Below are 13880 nucleotides of genomic sequence, written 5' to 3' on the forward strand. Positions count from 1 at the left end.
GCGTGTTCATTCCACGGCGGGCCAGCTCCATTCGGGCGTCATGTGCGGGCGACTTCGCCTGCTCCGACACCGCGGGATTCGACGCGGGGCTCGTGCTCACCGTCGTCGGCGCCCTCGCGGTGCTTGTCGTCGCCTACCTGCTCTTTCGACGTCGGCACGTGCAGTGGACCTTCCTGCTCGGCCTGCTCACCATCATCACGGGAGCGGCGATCGGGCTCGCACAGCAACCGGCCTCCTTCGGTTGGTTCGCCTACGCCCCCGTCAACGGGAGCGTGTTCGTGCCCATGATGCCTTCGACGCTTCCCGGGCTGATCCTCGTGGGCACGGGCCTGCTCGTCACGGGAGTCGGGATCGGCGGGATGCTGCGACGCGGCGCCCCATTCGAGCGCTGAGCCCGCGTCATCCGGCGTCGCGCCGCGACACCTCCGGTAGCCGTGCACCCGCGAAGACCCCGACGAGTCCCATTGCCGCGAGGAAGAGCAGCGCCCAGAAGATGTGCGCCGTCGCCAGGAGCGAACTGATGCCGCCCACGACAAGAAGGATGACGCCCATCGCGGTGTTCGAGACGGCAACATATTTCGTGCGGGTGTCGCCCTCGGCCATGTCGACGATGTAGGTCTTGCGGCCGACCCGCACGCCCGTGTGCATCATCGTGAGCAGGAAGTAGCTGCCGATGAAGACAAGCGTGCCGAGCCAGCCCTCGCCCGTGAAGCCCGGCAGGGCTGCGACGACGACAGTCAGCACGATCACGGCCGACGCGATGCCCGCCCCAATGCTCATGAGGCGCTTGCTTGACCGGTCGGCGAGGCGCCCGAAGAGACGACCGCCGAGCAGCGCCGCGAGGCCCGAGGCGATGACGAAACCGCCCAGCCCCGCGAGGGTGTTCGAGCCCGACTCGATCGAGAGCGACACGATGAACGGTGGGCTCAGGGCCGAGACCAGCAGGAGGCTCCGCACGAGCACAAAGCTGCGGAACGGACGGTCGTCGCGAAGGAGCCGCACCATCTGGCCGAACCAGTGCGCATCCTGCCGCTGCTCGCTCGACTGCTGCGGATCATCCGCTGGTTCCCGGATGCCCGCATAGACGACCGCGACGAGCACCCACAGGGCCGCGCCGCCCGCGAGCAGCCAGGCGAGCTGTCCGGCTGCAAGCTCTTCCCCGCCGACCACACGGATGGTGACGCCCAGGGTGATCGCGACGACCCCCGCGGCGGCGGTCGCGACGCCGTTGATCTGGCCGCGTTCCCCCTTTGGCACCGTGCGCCCCTGCACGTCTTTGGACGAGATGGAGCAGAGGCAGCGCCCGAGCGAGAACACGGCGAGCGCCACGATGATCGCGATGCCGGCCCCGAGCCCCTCCCCCAACGCCGCAGTCAGGGCAATCGCCGCGACCGAGAGCGCCTGCCCGAGCGCACCGGTCACGAAGACCCACTTGCGCCGACGCGCGCGCAACACGATGGGGGTGAGGAAGGCCTGCGGCAGCATCGACCCGGACTCGCGGATCGGCACGAGCACACCGACGAGCGCGCTCGGCACGCCCAGGGCCGAGAACAGCCACGGCAGCACGGTCGACGCGTTGACCGTCTGGTCGCCGGAGGACTGCAGCGCGTTCGCCAGCACGAGTCGGAGCCCGTTGGGGGCGACGTTGCGGCGCACCTCGGCGGGGAGTTCCGCCTCGGCCTCCTGGTTGCGCCGCAGGAGCGCGGAGTAGAGGCCCTCGATCTTGCTCACCCCTGCACGGTATGCGCGCCGCTCTCCTGCTGCCAGTGAGCATCGCCTCACCTAATGAGGAGAGAATGGCCCATATGACGTCTCACTCAGACCCTGTGCTCTCGGCCATGGCGGCACGCCGCTCGGTCTCCAAGGTGGGGCCCGAGACCCCGACGGATGCTGAACTCGCGGAACTGCTCACTGCGGTGACGCCGGTGGCCGACCACAAGGCGCTGCGTCCGTGGCGACTCATCACGCTCCGCGGCGACGACCGGATGCGACTGGCAGACGCACTCGATGCGGCAGCGGGCGAGACGCGTGCCCCGGGCGATGTCAACCCCAAGCCGTTCCGGGCTGAACTGCTGATCGCCGTCGTCGCGAGCCCCAAGGAGCATCCGGCCGTTCCTGTCTGGGAACAGCACGCGACCGCGGCAGGGGCCGCCCACCTGCTCGAGCTCGCCCTGTGGAGCGCCGGTTGGGGCGTCATGTGGCGCACCGGGATGCTCGCGAATGCCCGGGAGGTGCGCGCGGCGCACGGCCTCAGCGATGACGAACTGCTGATGGGGTGGCTCTACGTCGGCAACATCGAGGAATCCTTCAAGGCCCGCATGCTGGAGTCGAAACGCCCCGCCCTCGACTCGTGGCAGTTTCTGGGGCGGATGCCGTAGCCCTTTCAGCCGCGCTGCGTCACCTTGTAGGGCTTACCGTCCTGGTCGTAGGTGATCCACTCGCCGACCGCCTCGCCCGCGGCGAAATGGCCGGAGCGCTTGAGGGTACCGTCCAGGCGGTACCACTCCCAGTACCCGACGGGCTGGCCGTCTTTGACCTTGCCCTTCGACCAGCGCGTGACACCGTTCGCGTGGTACTTGATCAGGTACCCGTCGATGAACTCTGACTTCTTTGGTGCCGCCGCCATGTGCTCACGTTAGGGGTGGGCGTCCGCCGCGTCCAGCGCGACCCCCGCACTCCAATATTCTGGACACATGTTCCTCCGACGCCTCGCCGCGCGTGCATTCTGGGCGGTCAGCGGGTGGCGCCTCACCTCCGCGCCCGCACCCGATCGCCCCACCGTGCTGATCGGCGCACCCCACACCTCCAATTGGGACTTCGTCTTCATGCTCGCGATCGCGTGGCGACTCGACATGCACTTCCGCTGGTTGGGCAAGAAGAGCCTCTTCCGCGGACTGGCCGGGCCGATCATGCGGGGCCTCGGCGGCATCCCCGTCGACCGGGATGCACCCAGCGCCGTCGTCTCGGAGGTCGTCGATCGCATCCGGGCTGGGGAGGTCTTCGGGCTCGTCGTGACCCCCGATGGCACCCGCAAGGGCCACACCCACTGGAAGTCGGGCTTCTACCGCATCGCGCGCGAAGCCGAGATGCCCGTCACGCTCGGCTTCGTCGACCGCACCACGAAGACCTCTGGCCTCGGCCCGACCATCGAACTGACTGGCAATGTCTCGAGCGACATGGACCGTATCCGCGCCTTTTACGCCGATAAGGCAGGCGTGCGACCGGAGCACCGCGTCGAGCCGCGGCTTCGCGAGGAGACTGGTCTGTAGCGCGGGCACGCAGAGGTGTGCGTGCCCGCGGATGACTGGGTTTCGGACAGATGATCGCGCCGCGGCAGCGTCATCTGTCCGAAAGCCGGTCATTCGTGCCACGAGCGCAGCCGTGCCCGCTTCGCAGTTGCCTGGCGCCCCCGTGATCGCGCGCATCCGGCGCCTGATCGTCGTCGCTGGGCTCGCCGCGCTCGTGTACACCGTGTTCACGCGAGCGGGAAAGTCGATGTGCTTCAGTGGCGCGGATTCAGACGGGTCATTCATCGACGCGTCAGGGAGCCCCATCGCTCCCAGCTGCGCCGCAGCCATCATCGGGATCGCGGTGGCTGCATCCGTCGTCATCAGCCAGGTGTGGTTCGGACTCATCCCCCTGAGCGAGTATGGCAATGGCTTCCTCCTCTTTCCGTTTCCGTTCGGAGGAGTGGAGATCACCGTCACTCCGCTCGAGACGGCAATGTAGCCATCAGCCCACCGGCGTTCCCTGGTGGAAGGCCATGCGGTATCCGCTCGCTGTGCACTTCCAGATTGAGGAGCGACGGCTGCGGCCCTGTTGGGTCACGAGCAGGTAGGTGAGCAGGTAGTGGTCGCCCGCAATGAGGACGACGCGCTCCTCCGTGATTTCGAAGGCCGCCAGAGCCGCCGAGAACTCCGGGTCGGCGAGCGCCGCGACGATATCGCTGCGTGACCAGAGCCGACCCGACTGGCCAATCTCAATGAATTCGGGCGCTAGAAGCTCTTCAACTTCGGCTGGCGACGACCGCAACTGGGGCGTCAGCAAGCGAAGTTCTGACTCGAGGATTTGACGGGCACGAGCGTCTTCGACCATGCGACCAGATTACGGACGAGGCGCGACGGCACTACCACTCCGGTGGGGTCGACGGTCAGAATGCCAACATGACCTTTCTCGCGCCCGGCATCCCGCGACGATGAGCATGTCCCGACGCACATGGCGAACGCTCGCCGTGACCCTCTCGACCCTCGTCGTGGCGGCGCTTTCCGTCGGCTACGTGGCTTACCGCCTCATCCCGTCTCGCACGACGCAGCTCGCCGGCGAGCTCGTGCACCGCGTGGACACCGATGACCGCGTCGTCGCGCTGACCTTCGACGATGGACCCACTGACGCGGATGCCGCTGCCGTGCTCGACGCGCTGGCTGAACGCGGCGTGCTCGCGACCTTCTACCTCAACGGCCGGGAGATCGTGGCGAATCCGGATGCCATGCAGCGGATCATCGCGGAGGGTCACGAGATCGGCAACCACACCTGGAGTCACCGCTCGATGACGTTCGTGACCTTGGACACGGTGGCCGAGGAGGTCGAGTCGACCGACACCGCCATCCGCGCCGCCGGCTACAAGGGCCCCGTCACGTTCCGCCCGCCGTTCGGCAACAAGCTGCTGACCCTGCCCCTCTACTTGGCCCGGCATGACCGACTGACCGTCACCTGGGATGTCTCGAGCGAGGACTTCTCGGGGGCCGAGCAGAGCAGCGCCGACATCGTGGATGGCATCATCGCGACGACCAGGCCGGGGTCGATCATCCTGCTGCATCCGTGGTTCGGCCGGACCGCATCCCTGGAGGCGATCGGTGAGGTCATCGACCGCCTCGCGGCTGAGGGCTACCGCTTCGTCACGGTGTCGGAGCTCCTGGAGGGGCGCCGCCCTGGCCCGTCGTGACGATGGGGTCTGTCGCTCTTGTGCCGCCTCGCTGGGCTGCAGCACCGGCGGCGATGACGATGGCAATCCCCAGGAGTTGCATCAGGGTCGGAGTCTGAGCCAACACAAGCAGGCCGATGAGGATGCCGAAGGCGGGCTCGATCGAGAGCAGTGTGCCGAATGCGGTGTGGGTCATGCGGCGTAGGGCGAGCATCTCGAGCCCGAACGCGATCACGGGGGTGATCAGCGCGATTCCGGCGGCTGCGGGCAGCACCCACCAGGTGAACTCTCCGTCCAGCACCTGCGGCAGCCCGACCGGCAGGGTTGCGATCGCTGCTACCGGGATGGTGAGCGAGAGGCCGCTGATGCCGGCGAAGCGATCGCCGACGTGTTGGGTGAGGATGTTGTACAGCCCCCAGCAGGTTCCTGCCGCGAGCGCGAACCCGACACCGGCCAGGTCGACCTCCCCCTGCCACGGTTCCGTGAGCAGCACCACGCCGACGAGGGCGAGCGCAGGCCACAGCAGCGCCTTCCTGCTCTTGCCCATCAGCCCCGCAACCGCCAGCGGGCCGAGGAACTCGATCGCGACCGCGGTGCCCAGTGGGATGCGTTCGACGGCGGCCAGGAAGAACAGGGTCATGAAGCCGGTGACGGTGCCAAGCGCCAGGAGCGCGGGGACATCTCCGCGGGTGAGTGAGCGGATGGCGGGACGCGCGATCATCCACAGGAAGACCACCCCGAAACACATGCGAAGCCAGGCCGTGCCGCCGGGGCCGACCTGCTCGATCACCGGAACCGAGAGGGCGCTGGCGAGCTGCACGGCAAGCATTGCCGCGACCGCCATCGACCACGGCGGCACGCCACGCACCTCCCGGGCCCGGTCGGCCACGCTCAGAGGACCTTCTTCACGACGCTCGACTTGAGCTGCATCCGGCCGAATCCCGGCACGGTCGCGTCGATGTCATGGTCGCCCACGCCATCCTCGATGAGACGGATGCCGCGCACCTTCGTGCCGACCTTGACGACACCGCCGCCCGCGCCCTTGACCTTGAGGTCCTTCGCGATCGTCACGGTGTCACCGTCTTCGAGCACGTTGCCGACCGAATCCCGGATGACCGTGGCCGACGCTTCCTCGGCATCCGCACTCCACTCGTGGCCGCACATGGGACACACGAGAAGCGCGCCCTGCTCGTAGGTGAACGCCTCATGGCACTCGGGGCAGGCGGGCAGCGCGTCAGACATTGGTCTCGAACTCAAGCACCTGGCAAACATAGCAATCCCCTGACCGAGGGCATCGCACGCTGTTCTCAGAGCACGGAGCGGACTATCTCCACGATGCGCTTCTCCGTAACCTCGTCAACGACCTCGAAGTACCACGCCGCCGGCATCAAGCCGCCGTCCGCTCCACCGGCCGCCCGGAAGGACACCTTCTCGGTCAGCGCGAGGTTCAGGCGATCGTCGTTGCGCAGCGTCACGAGCGCGGCATGGTTGCGCGCAAAGACTCGTACTGGAAAATCGTCGAGCACACGGCCCCTTGATACGGCCATGCCATCACGCCCATGCGAAGTCGGCATCTGCAGTGCGATCGAGACGATGGGCACGCGGAAGCCGCCGGGTCAACTCGAGCTAGACGTTAAAGCGGAACTCCACCACGTCGCCATCCTGCATGACGTAGTCCTTGCCCTCCATGCGGGCCTTGCCCTTGGCGCGCGCTTCCGCGACGGAGCCGCACTCCATCAGGTCGTCGAAGGAGATGACTTCGGCCTTGATGAAGCCCTTCTCGAAGTCCGAGTGGATGACGCCGGCGGCCTGGGGCGCCTTGGCACCCTTCGGGATCGTCCAGGCGCGCGTCTCCTTCGGCCCCGCCGTGAGGTAGGTCTGCAGGCCGAGCGTGTCAAAGCCGATGCGGGCGAGCTGGTCGAGGCCGGACTCCTCCTGACCTGTGCTGGCGAGGAGCTCTGCCGCATCCGCTTCGTCCAGCTCAATGAGTTCGGACTCGAGCTTCGCGTCGAGGAAGACCGCCTTCGCCGGCGCGACCAGGGCGGCGAGCTCGTCGAGCTTCGCCTGATCACCCAGGATGCCCTCGTCGACGTTGAACACGTAGATGAACGGCTTGGATGTCAGCAGCCCGAGTTCGCGGATGGGCGTCAGGTCGAGCTTCTCGTTCGATGAGAGCGGCTTGCCCTCGTTGAGCCACGCGACCGCCGCCTGCGCCGTCTCGAGCACGATCGGCTCGGTGCGCTTGGTCTTCACCTCTTTCGTGTAGCGCTCGATCGCCTTCTCGAGCGTCTGCATGTCGGCGAGGATCAGCTCAGTGTTGATGGTCTCCATGTCGCTCGCCGGGTTCACCGCGCCATCGACGTGCACGACATCCGAGTCGCTGAATGCGCGCACGACCTGGGCGATGGCATCCGCCTCACGGATGTTCGCAAGGAACTTGTTGCCAAGACCCTCGCCCTCGCTCGCGCCCTTCACGATGCCGGCGATGTCAACAAAGGTCACAGGGGCCGGCAGGATGCGCTCGCTGCCGAACACCTCGGCCAGCTTCGCGAGGCGGTCGTCGGGCAGCTGCACGATGCCCTCGTTCGGCTCGATCGTGGCGAACGGGTAGTTCGCGGCGAGCACCGAGTTCTTGGTCAGGGCGTTGAAGAGGGTCGACTTGCCCACGTTGGGGAGTCCGACGATTGCGATAGTGAGAGCCACGGAAGTCAAGGCTACCGTGGCCTGCTGAGCGTGCCGCGTCGGTCAGTGTCGGATGCCCGTGCGAGCATGAAGACGTGCCACTGGATTTCACCGCCATCGACTTCGAGACCGCCAACTCTTCGAGCGCGAGCGCCTGCTCGGTCGGACTCGTGAAGGTGCGCGACGGTCGCGTCGTCGACAAGGCCTCCTGGTACATCAAGCCACCGCTCGGATACGACGCCTTCCTCGAGTGGAACACCCGCATCCACGGCATCGTCGCCTCCGACTGCGCCGAAGCGCTGGGATGGGCCGAACAGCTCCCCGACCTGGTCGAGTTCGCCGACGGCGACCACCTCGTCGCCCACAACGCGGGCTTCGACATGGGCGTCATCAAAGCGGCGTGCGAGGCGACCTTCGTCACCACGCCGACCTTCGACTACCTGTGCAGCCTGCAGGTCGCCCGCAAGACCTACCACCTCGACTCCTACCGACTGCCGGTCGCGGCGATGGCGGCCGGCTTCGAGGACTTCCGCCACCACGACGCGCTCGCGGATGCCGAGGCGTGCGCGGCGATCATGATCCATGCGGCCAAGCGGCACGAGGCATCCGATGTCGCCCACCTCGCGACGATCGCCGGCACCCGCGTCAAGAGCATCGGCGTCGTCGTCGACGACCACGCCCCCATGGTGCTCGGCTAGGCGCAGCGCTCGACGGGGAACTACTCCCCCGTCACCGCCGTCTCGAACAGGCGGAACAGCTCCGCCCGCACCTCGTCGCGGAACTTCAGCGGTCGCGACCACGGCACCTCGACATCGTCGACGCCGTCGGGAGTCGTCACCGTGAACACGGCGCGGTGCTCATCGAAGGTGGCCATGATGGCCGACTCCGCGGTGGGCGAGTTGCCGTGCACCTGCGCGATGAGCAGTGTCGTATCAGGCTGGCTCGAGTTCATGTAGCTCGTGATCGCCTGCACCACGTCATCGGAGAAGATGCTCATGATGACAATGGTGACACGGCTGCGGGCGGTTCGTCCCAGCAATGTCAGAGGCCACTGACAGACTTTTTTCATGGACCCTCTCGCACTGCTCATCGGCCTCATCATCGGCGGCGTCCTTGGCGTCGTGGGCGGCGTGCTGATCATGCGCGGGCGCGGCACTGCACAGACGTCCGGCGAAGACCCGAAGGTGATGGAGGCACGGCACCAGCTCGCCCTCGGTGAACTGCGCGCGCAGGAGCAGGCCGTGCAGGCGCGACTCTCGAGCCAGCTCGCGGGCGTGCAGGCGACAGCGGATGCGCTGCGCGAGCAGATGGCCACGATGCAGGCGCAGCACGCCGAACAGGTCTCGACGCTGCAGGCACAGCACCGCGAGATGATCGAGCGCCAGCGCAGCGAGGCACAGGCACAGGCGGAGCGCGAGCGCGCCGAGAGCAAGGTGCTGCAGGCGCTGAGCCCCGTGCAGGAGAGCCTCCGCACGATGCAGGCCAAGGTCACGGAGCTCGAGCGCGAACGCAGCACGCAGTACGGCTCGATCGCGGAGCAGCTCAAGCAGGCCCAGATGTCTGATGAGCAGCTGCGCGTCACGACCGAACAGCTGGCATCCGCGCTTCGCTCCAACAGCACGCGCGGCGTCTGGGGCGAAACCCAGCTGCAGCGCATCGTCGAATCGGCTGGCCTGACGCAGTACGTCGACTTCACCACGCAGCACAGCGTGTCGACGGATGCCGGTGCCGGGCGCCCGGACATGGTCGTGCGCCTGCCAGGCAACAAGTCCATCGCGATCGACTCCAAGGTGCCGCTCGAGCACTACATCGAGGCGAGCCACATCCCGCTCTCCGCCATCGGCGAAGAGGCTGCCCGCCGCACGAAGCTCATCGAGCAGCACGTCAAGGCGGTGCGCTCACACGTCGACGCGCTCGCCAAGAAGACCTACTGGGAGGGCCTCGACGCGAGCCCCGAGTTCGTGATCGCCTTCATCCCAAGCGAATCGCTGCTCTCCTCCGCGCTCGAGGCCGACCCGGCCCTGCTCGAGTACGCCTTCGGCAAGCGCGTCGCCCTCGCCTCCCCCGTCAACCTATGGGCGGTGCTCAAGACCGTCGCCTTCACCTGGCAGCAGCAGGCCGTCTCCGATGAAGCCAAGAAACTGTTCGACCTCGGCAACACGCTCTACCAGCGCCTCGGCACCCTCGCCGGGCACGCCGAATCGATGCGCAAGGCAATCGAGCGCACGGTCGACAGCTACAACAAGTTCGCGAGCTCCCTCGAGACCCGCGTGCTCGTCACCGCGCGCCAGTTCCCCGGCATCGACGAGACCAAACTCGACCTCGTCGCCGAACCGCAGGCCATCCACACCGCACCACAGAAACTCACGGCCGGCGAACTCGACGCACCTGCCGAAGACAACGCTGCCAATGAGTTCAAGGTGCCGAATGCGCTCGACGCTCCCAACCCGGCCGAAGGGTCGGCCGGGAGCGGATTCAGCGACGAGACGCTCGACCTCAGCGAGTTCGACAGCGAGTTTGAGACCCCTGCGCCGGCCGACCGCACGAACTGATCGGGTGCAAGAACACGTGAAGCTAAGTCAGACGACGCGGTCGCCCCGACGGTAGACCCGCCTCCGACAGGATGCGGTGCATCCTCGTCGACGGATACAGGTCACGCGCCTCCCAGCGGCTGAACGCCCGAACCTGTCGACGGATCCGGTTCTCGCGCCGCTTCTCCTCCAGCACCACCTGCTCCACCGTCCGCCCCTCCCGCAGGCTTTCATCCAGGTACTTGCTCGCACCATCGAATTCGCCGACATGGGCGAACTCCGGCCACGCGAAATCCACCTCCCCGATCTGCCCCTCGTGATCCGAGAACGGCAACTGCAAAACAGGCGGTGGAAAACCGAGCAGGTGAATCTGCACGCGGCTGTGAGACTCCTCCACCGAGTCCGAACGGTCCGTCGAGAACCCTGCAGCCACACGAGCCCTACGCCACCCCCTCGCCCCCTCGGCCACGGAGACGCGTTCGAGAACCTCACCCCTCATCGTGAGGCGGCCGCCTTTGCGCCGACGGTGCAACGCCGAGTCGATACACGCGACCGCATCGGCAAACCTGAGTTTCCGGGCAAGATCCACCACAGTCTGCGCGGGCGAGGTCACCAGCATCCCCTGATGCTCCACCACCTCGACACCCGCGAGGTCGCGACAGTGTCGCCGAATCCTGCCCGAAGAGCGCCCGCCCGACGCAGGCTCGACGGTTACGTCCACTGTGTCTGGCCAGGGCGACAGCATCCGGATGCCCCAGATCGCGGCGGCAGCCCGGTGCGAGAAGACGACGTCCGCGCCGATTCGTTCCGCCGTTGCCAGCACCCGCAGACGGTGCTGCCCCATACCGTCGGCCTGCACCCAAGCGTCTCGCGAAACGAATGTCCCAGGCACAACCCGGACAAGATCACCCTCAGACACTGCGCGGCGCAGCCGACGATCAGTGGAACCGAGGTCGATGACAGTACTGCGGCGCACGAAATCCGGCAGGCATTCGTTCATCCAGTGATCGTCGCGTGCTGCACCCACCAGACAGGTACGTCATCCGCGAGCAGTGGAACGATGAGCGCAGGCAGCCTGTGGAGGAGCTGTCCACTCGCGTCAGAGCGCCGAGCGCTGCACCGTTTGGCCCACCGCTACACGCAAAGCAGTAGCGCGAGGCGGAAAGTGCAGCGCTGGCGGAAATTCCCGGCCACCGACGCAAACGGCCCCCGCATCCCAACACGGGTCAGAACGACGCGAACGCTACACCGTTTGGCTCGGCGCTACAGCCAACGCTGTGGCGCGAGGCGGAAACTGTAGCGCTGGCGGAGGTTCCGCGGCGTGTGGGACATCCGGCGCAGCGGCCGGCGCCAGCGGCCGGCGCAGCCGCCGCAGGCCGCCGCAGGCCGCCGCAGGCCGCCGCAGGCCGCCGCAGGCGTACTCAGGCACCGCAGGCGGCAGCCGCCGCAGGGCCGGCGCAGAGCGCGCCGCCACGGCGTCAGCTCAGTCGTCGAGCCACTTCGAGACGAGGTGGTCCGCCACGACGCGGCGGATCGTGCCCGAGCGGGCACGCAGCACGACACTCTCCGTGCGGATGACCGGGCCCTTGCGCTGCACGCCCGACACCAGTTCACCGTTCGTGACACCCGTCGCGACAAAGAAGGTGTTGTCGCCGCGAACAAGCTCGTCGGCCTCATACACGTGGTCGAACTTCAGCCCGGCGTCGATGCCGCGCTGGCGCTCCTCATCGGTGGTGGGAGCAAGTCTGCCCTGGATGAAGCCGCCCAGCGCCTTGATGGCGGCCGCGGTTGCGACACCCTCCGGGCTGCCACCGATGCCCACGCACATGTCGATGCGGCTCTCGTAGCGGGCCGCGTTGATGCCGCCAGCGACATCCCCATCGAGCATGAGGCGGGTGCCGGCGCCGGCGGCCCGGATCTCGTCGATCAGTTCGGCGTGGCGCGGCCGGTCGAGCACCGCGACGCGAAGGGACCCGACATCCTTGCCGAGCGCTTTCGCGAGCGCCCGCACGTTCTCGCCGATGGGCTTGCGGATGTCTACGACGCCGATGCCCTCGGCACCGGTGACGATCTTCTCCATGTAGAAGACGGATGAGGCATCCAGCATCGTGCCCCGGTCAGAGACGGCGATCATCGAGATCGCGTTCTGGCGCCCGGCAGCGGTGAGCGAGGTGCCGTCGATCGGGTCGACCGCGATGTCGCAGGCGGGGCCGTTGCCATTGCCGACGACCTCGCCGTTGAAGAGCATGGGCGCCTCGTCCTTCTCGCCCTCACCGATCACGACGGTGCCCTCGAAGTCGACCGTGCCCAGGAACTTGCGCATCGCGTCGACCGCTGCACCGTCGGCGCCGAGCTTGTCGCCCCGGCCGATCCAGGGGTAGGCCCGGATGGCGGCCGCCTCTGTGGCCCGCACCAACTCCATGGCCAGGTTGCGGTCGGGGTGGGCGATCATGCTGTCAGAGTCGGTGGTCACCGGTGATCCTTCGCTCGGCGGGCTCCATTGCCAAAGCGTCAGGGGTGGCAGTGGAGGGGCTGAAAGGCCACAGCCATCCTACCGAGCGCTCCCCTCCCCGCAGGCCGCTCGGTCGCCACCGCCCGGCACTCCCCCAGGAGGGGGATGCTGGCTAGACTTTGAGCGGTTCGGCCCGTCACCGGGAGTCCCATCGTTGCGAGAACCCGAGCCGAGACATCCGTTCGTCGTGAAGGAGAAGCTATGCCCATCGCCACCCCCGACCAGTACGCCGAGATGCTTGACCGGGCCAAGAAGGGCGGCTTCGCCTACCCGGCCTTCAACGTCTCGTCGTCGCAGACGGTCAACGCCGTGCTGCAGGGTCTCACCGAGGCGGGTTCGGATGGCATCATCCAGGTGTCGACGGGCGGCGCGGACTACTGGGCCGGTCAGAGTGTCAAGGCACGGGCATCCGGAGCGCTCGCCTTCGCCGCATTCACCCGCGAGGTCGCCAAGAACTACCCCATCACGGTCGCGCTCCACACCGACCACTGCCCCAAGGATGCCCTCGACGGCTTCGTCATGCCCCTCATCGAGGCGAGCGAGGAGTCGGTCAAGGGCGGCGGCGAGCCGATCTTCCAGTCGCACATGTGGGACGGCTCGGCCGTTCCGCTCGATGAGAACCTCGAGATCGCGAAGCAGCTGCTGCCCCGCATGAAGAACATCAACTCGATCCTCGAGGTCGAGATCGGTGTCGTCGGCGGCGAGGAAGACGGGGTCAGCCACGACATCAACGAGCACCTCTACACGACGCTCGATGACGCGATCGCGACGGTCGAAGCCCTCGGATTCGGCGAGCAGGGCCGCTACATGGCCGCCCTCACCTTCGGCAACGTGCACGGCGTCTACAAGCCCGGCAACGTCAAGCTCAAGCCGGAACTGCTGCGCGAGATCCAGGATGGCCTGAGCGCGAAGTACGGCAAGGATGCCCTCCCCCTTGACCTCGTCTTCCACGGCGGTTCGGGCTCGACCGAGCAAGAGATCGCGACGGCGGTCGCGAACGGCGTCATCAAGATGAACATCGACACCGACACGCAGTACGCCTTCAGCCGCTCGGTCGCCGACACGGTGCTGAAGAACTACGACGGCTTCCTCAAGGTCGACGGCGAGGTCGGCAACAAGAAGGTCTACGACCCGCGCTCGTGGGGCAAGAAGGCCGAGTCGGCCATGGCGGCCCGTGTCGTCGAGGGTGCCACGCAGCTCGGCTCGGCCGGCAAGTCGCAGTCCTGAGGCTCGG

At 67.2% G+C, this 13880-nt stretch carries 18 protein-coding genes; 8 read left to right on the forward strand and 10 right to left on the reverse strand.

Annotated features, from left to right (window positions below):
* Window positions 1-2 precede the first annotated feature (2 nt).
* Window positions 3-392 carry a hypothetical protein gene (locus ACIQK7_RS01585; protein ID WP_403020554.1) on the forward strand — a complete coding sequence of 130 codons (390 nt, stop codon included), beginning with the start codon at window positions 3-5 and terminating at the stop codon, window positions 390-392.
* Window positions 393-399: 7 nt separating this feature from the next.
* On the opposite strand, the gene ACIQK7_RS01590 is transcribed toward ACIQK7_RS01585, so the two are convergent.
* Window positions 400-1731, reverse strand: a complete 1332-nt coding sequence (locus ACIQK7_RS01590) for an MFS transporter (RefSeq protein ID WP_403020557.1) — start codon at window positions 1729-1731, stop codon at window positions 400-402.
* 74 nt (window positions 1732-1805) lie between these two features.
* Here ACIQK7_RS01590 and ACIQK7_RS01595 point away from each other — a divergent pair, with 74 nt between their 5' ends.
* A complete protein-coding gene (locus ACIQK7_RS01595) occupies window positions 1806-2378 on the forward strand; it encodes a nitroreductase family protein (RefSeq protein ID WP_403020560.1) in 573 nt (190 codons plus the stop codon).
* Window positions 2379-2383: 5 nt separating this feature from the next.
* Here ACIQK7_RS01595 and ACIQK7_RS01600 read toward each other — a convergent pair whose 3' ends face one another.
* Complete coding sequence (locus ACIQK7_RS01600) at window positions 2384-2626, reverse strand: toxin-antitoxin system YwqK family antitoxin (protein ID WP_403020563.1); 243 nt, start codon at window positions 2624-2626, stop codon at window positions 2384-2386.
* A gap of 67 nt (window positions 2627-2693) precedes the next feature.
* Here ACIQK7_RS01600 and ACIQK7_RS01605 point away from each other — a divergent pair, with 67 nt between their 5' ends.
* Window positions 2694-3269: a 1-acyl-sn-glycerol-3-phosphate acyltransferase gene (locus ACIQK7_RS01605; RefSeq protein WP_403020565.1), complete on the forward strand. Its 576-nt coding sequence runs from the start codon at window positions 2694-2696 to the stop codon at window positions 3267-3269.
* A 112-nt stretch (window positions 3270-3381) separates the two neighbouring features.
* Window positions 3382-3729, forward strand: a complete 348-nt coding sequence (locus ACIQK7_RS01610; RefSeq protein WP_403020567.1) for a hypothetical protein — start codon at window positions 3382-3384, stop codon at window positions 3727-3729.
* A gap of 3 nt (window positions 3730-3732) precedes the next feature.
* Here ACIQK7_RS01610 and ACIQK7_RS01615 read toward each other — a convergent pair whose 3' ends face one another.
* Window positions 3733-4095, reverse strand: a complete 363-nt coding sequence (locus ACIQK7_RS01615) for a DUF4440 domain-containing protein (RefSeq protein WP_403020570.1) — start codon at window positions 4093-4095, stop codon at window positions 3733-3735.
* 106 nt (window positions 4096-4201) lie between these two features.
* Here ACIQK7_RS01615 and ACIQK7_RS01620 point away from each other — a divergent pair, with 106 nt between their 5' ends.
* On the forward strand, window positions 4202-4942 hold the full coding sequence (locus ACIQK7_RS01620; RefSeq protein WP_403020572.1) for a polysaccharide deacetylase family protein: 741 nt from the start codon (window positions 4202-4204) through the stop codon (window positions 4940-4942).
* Here the strand turns inward: ACIQK7_RS01620 and ACIQK7_RS01625 are convergent.
* The 4 genes from ACIQK7_RS01625 to ychF form a co-directional block, all read right to left on the reverse strand.
* Window positions 4896-5765 (reverse strand): EamA family transporter, encoded by an 870-nt coding sequence (locus ACIQK7_RS01625; protein WP_403023921.1) that lies wholly within the window; start codon window positions 5763-5765, stop codon window positions 4896-4898. The two genes, ACIQK7_RS01620 and ACIQK7_RS01625, sit on opposite strands and share 47 nt — an antisense overlap.
* 47 nt (window positions 5766-5812) lie before the next feature.
* Window positions 5813-6163: a zinc ribbon domain-containing protein YjdM gene (locus ACIQK7_RS01630; protein ID WP_403020575.1), complete on the reverse strand. Its 351-nt coding sequence runs from the start codon at window positions 6161-6163 to the stop codon at window positions 5813-5815.
* Between the two features lie 65 nt (window positions 6164-6228).
* Window positions 6229-6447, reverse strand: a complete 219-nt coding sequence (locus ACIQK7_RS01635; protein ID WP_403020578.1) for a hypothetical protein — start codon at window positions 6445-6447, stop codon at window positions 6229-6231.
* A 100-nt stretch (window positions 6448-6547) separates the two neighbouring features.
* Window positions 6548-7624 carry a redox-regulated ATPase YchF gene (gene ychF, locus ACIQK7_RS01640; protein WP_403020580.1) on the reverse strand — a complete coding sequence of 359 codons (1077 nt, stop codon included), beginning with the start codon at window positions 7622-7624 and terminating at the stop codon, window positions 6548-6550.
* Between the two features lie 74 nt (window positions 7625-7698).
* Here ychF and ACIQK7_RS01645 point away from each other — a divergent pair, with 74 nt between their 5' ends.
* Window positions 7699-8301, forward strand: coding sequence for an exonuclease domain-containing protein (locus ACIQK7_RS01645; protein ID WP_403020582.1), 603 nt, complete (start codon window positions 7699-7701; stop codon window positions 8299-8301).
* A 20-nt stretch (window positions 8302-8321) separates the two neighbouring features.
* On the opposite strand, the gene ACIQK7_RS01650 is transcribed toward ACIQK7_RS01645, so the two are convergent.
* The gene (locus ACIQK7_RS01650; protein WP_168220109.1) at window positions 8322-8600 is read right to left on the reverse strand and encodes a DUF2470 domain-containing protein; all 279 of its coding nucleotides are present in this window, start codon (window positions 8598-8600) and stop codon (window positions 8322-8324) included.
* Window positions 8601-8670: 70 nt separating this feature from the next.
* Between ACIQK7_RS01650 and rmuC the strand changes: the two genes are divergently transcribed.
* The gene (rmuC, locus tag ACIQK7_RS01655; RefSeq protein WP_403020586.1) at window positions 8671-10155 is read left to right on the forward strand and encodes a DNA recombination protein RmuC; all 1485 of its coding nucleotides are present in this window, start codon (window positions 8671-8673) and stop codon (window positions 10153-10155) included.
* A 22-nt stretch (window positions 10156-10177) separates the two neighbouring features.
* On the opposite strand, the gene ACIQK7_RS01660 is transcribed toward rmuC, so the two are convergent.
* Together ACIQK7_RS01660 and glpX are read right to left on the reverse strand one after the other, a co-directional pair.
* On the reverse strand, window positions 10178-11134 hold the full coding sequence (locus ACIQK7_RS01660) for a hypothetical protein (protein ID WP_403020589.1): 957 nt from the start codon (window positions 11132-11134) through the stop codon (window positions 10178-10180).
* A gap of 483 nt (window positions 11135-11617) precedes the next feature.
* Complete coding sequence (gene glpX, locus ACIQK7_RS01665) at window positions 11618-12586, reverse strand: class II fructose-bisphosphatase (RefSeq protein ID WP_403023924.1); 969 nt, start codon at window positions 12584-12586, stop codon at window positions 11618-11620.
* Between the two features lie 261 nt (window positions 12587-12847).
* Here glpX and fbaA point away from each other — a divergent pair, with 261 nt between their 5' ends.
* Window positions 12848-13873, forward strand: coding sequence for a class II fructose-bisphosphate aldolase (gene fbaA / locus ACIQK7_RS01670; RefSeq protein ID WP_147722165.1), 1026 nt, complete (start codon window positions 12848-12850; stop codon window positions 13871-13873).
* Window positions 13874-13880: the final 7 nt, after the last annotated feature.

It is taken from the genome of Salinibacterium sp. GXW1014 (assembly GCF_044769865.1).
In the GTDB taxonomy this organism is placed as follows: Bacteria; Actinomycetota; Actinomycetes; order Actinomycetales; family Microbacteriaceae; genus Homoserinimonas.